Genomic DNA, 1,779 nt, shown 5'->3' with positions numbered 1-1,779 from the left:
GACCCCATCTGGCGCGGCTGATGCTGAGTAGGGTATGTCGGGCATACGAGTTCTCTGAATGTGAGGAACTATGTCTAGACCTGCGGCTAGCCTTGGGTTGATGCGAATGATCGAGGCGGTGCCCGATCGCCTTGACGGGTCGCCGCGACAGTTGCGGCGGTTCTGGTCTGACGAATTCAAGGCCACAGCGGTTGAGCAGGCCTGTCAGCCCGGTGTGAACATGTCTGCCGTGGCGCGGCAGATCGGTATCTTGCCGTCTCAACTCTACCGCTGGCGTAGAGAACTGTTGGGCAGTGATGAGTCTGGACTAGCAGCACCAGTTGATCCGCAGAGCGTCGCATCTGACCCCGACCCCGTCGTCGAAATCGACATTGACGGTATCGTCGTGCGGGTCGGCCGGCATGTTGAAGAAGCGCATCTGCAGCGTGTCATCCGAGCGGTTCGCTCAGCATGATCCCCGCAGGTGTAAAGGTCTTCCTGGCCAGCCATCCCATCGACTTCCGCAAAGGGCCGGACAGCCTGCTGTCGCTGGTGCGGGATGCTGGCAGTGATCCGTTCAACGGCTCGCTTTATGTCTTCCGGGCCAAACGGGCCGACCGGATCAAGATCGTCTGGTGGGATGGATCCGGGGTTTGCCTTTACGCCAAGCGGCTGGAGAAGGCGCAGTTTTGCTGGCCGCGGATAGGCCACAACCGAGTCCAGCTCAACCATGCCCAGCTCATGGCGCTCGTTGACGGCATGGACTGGAAACGGGTGCGTTCGGTGGCGGTGAAGCCGCCGGAGATTGTTGGGTAAATGCCTGCGGCAAAGTGAATCAACCGCCTGAAAGGGCAGGAAAACCGGAGCAAAATATGCTCTAGTAGACGTCATGACGCCGCCCGATCTGCAGCTCCCGGATGATATAGAGACCCTGAAAGCTATGGTCCTTGCCATGGCCGAGAAGGCAGCGCGCACCGATGCTCTTGAGAGCGAGGTCGCAGACCTGAAAGCCAGAAACGCCGATGCTGATGAACGCATCGAACGACTGACCCAGATCCTGAAAGCCTTTGATCGTGCCCGCTTTGGCCGGCGATCAGAAAAACTCGGCTCTCCAGGCATCGATGATGAGCAGCAGGCCTTTGTCTTCGAAGAAATCGAGACCGGCATCGCTGCGATCCGAGCTCAGGTCAACAAGGGCGCAACCGATCCCGACAGCAAGCGTCCGCCGCGGCCGCGCAAAGGCTTCGCATCGCATCTGGAACGGGTCGAAGTGGTGATCGAGCCGGATGAACTGCCCGAACACGTCGGCAAACAGAAGGTGCTGATCGGAGAAGATGTCTCGGAGCGACTTGACGTCGTGCCGGCGAAGTTCCGCGTCATCGTCACACGCCGACCGAAGTATGCCTTCAAAAATGAAGACGGCGTCATTCAGGCCGCCGCACCCGCGCACATTATCGAGGCGGGCATTCCGACGGAAGCGCTTCTCGCGCAGATCGCCGTCTCGAAGTATGCCGATGGCCTTCCGCTCTATCGGCAGGAGGCAATCTATGCCCGCGACAAGGTCGAGCTTGACCGGAAGCTGATGGCTCAATGGATGGGTAAGCTTGGCTTTGAACTTGATATCCTGGCCGACTACATCCTCGCCGAGATCAAGAAGGCTGAGCGTATCTTCGCTGACGAGACGACGTTGCCCACACTCGCGCCCGGATCCGGATCGGCCAAGACGGCCTGGCTTTGGGCTTATGCCCGCGATGACAGGCCCTTCGGTGGCAGTAGCCCGCCGATGGTTGCCTATCGCTT

General features: G+C 59.7%; 3 protein-coding genes. All 3 read left to right on the top strand.

From position 1 onward, the window contains the following. Positions 1–106: 106 nt before the first annotated feature. Positions 107–454 (top strand): transposase, encoded by a 348-nt coding sequence (locus ACFVTJ_RS25385; protein WP_386911270.1) that lies wholly within the window; start codon positions 107–109, stop codon positions 452–454. Further along, complete coding sequence (tnpB, locus tag ACFVTJ_RS25380) at positions 451–795, top strand: IS66 family insertion sequence element accessory protein TnpB (RefSeq protein ID WP_044460335.1); 345 nt, start codon at positions 451–453, stop codon at positions 793–795. Before ACFVTJ_RS25385 ends, tnpB begins: the two co-directional genes overlap by 4 nt. Positions 796–868: 73 nt before the next feature. Further along, a partial coding sequence (locus ACFVTJ_RS25375; RefSeq protein ID WP_386911269.1) for a transposase occupies positions 869–1,779 on the top strand: 911 nt, incomplete at its 3' end.

The sequence above is a fragment of the Agrobacterium sp. NPDC058088 genome, from assembly GCF_042885035.1.
Lineage (GTDB): Bacteria > Pseudomonadota > Alphaproteobacteria > Rhizobiales > Rhizobiaceae > Agrobacterium.
Note: the sequence above shows the minus strand (reverse complement) of the source record. Positions and strands in the feature narration are given on the sequence as shown.

Bases quoted from the DNA above. Each gene is read 5' to 3' on its own strand.
- ACFVTJ_RS25385 (WP_386911270.1), top strand. From the start codon at position 107: ATGATCGAGGCGGTGCCCGATCGCCTTGACGGGTCGCCGCGACAGTTG.
- tnpB (WP_044460335.1), top strand. From the start codon at position 451: ATGATCCCCGCAGGTGTAAAGGTCTTCCTGGCCAGCCATCCCATCGAC.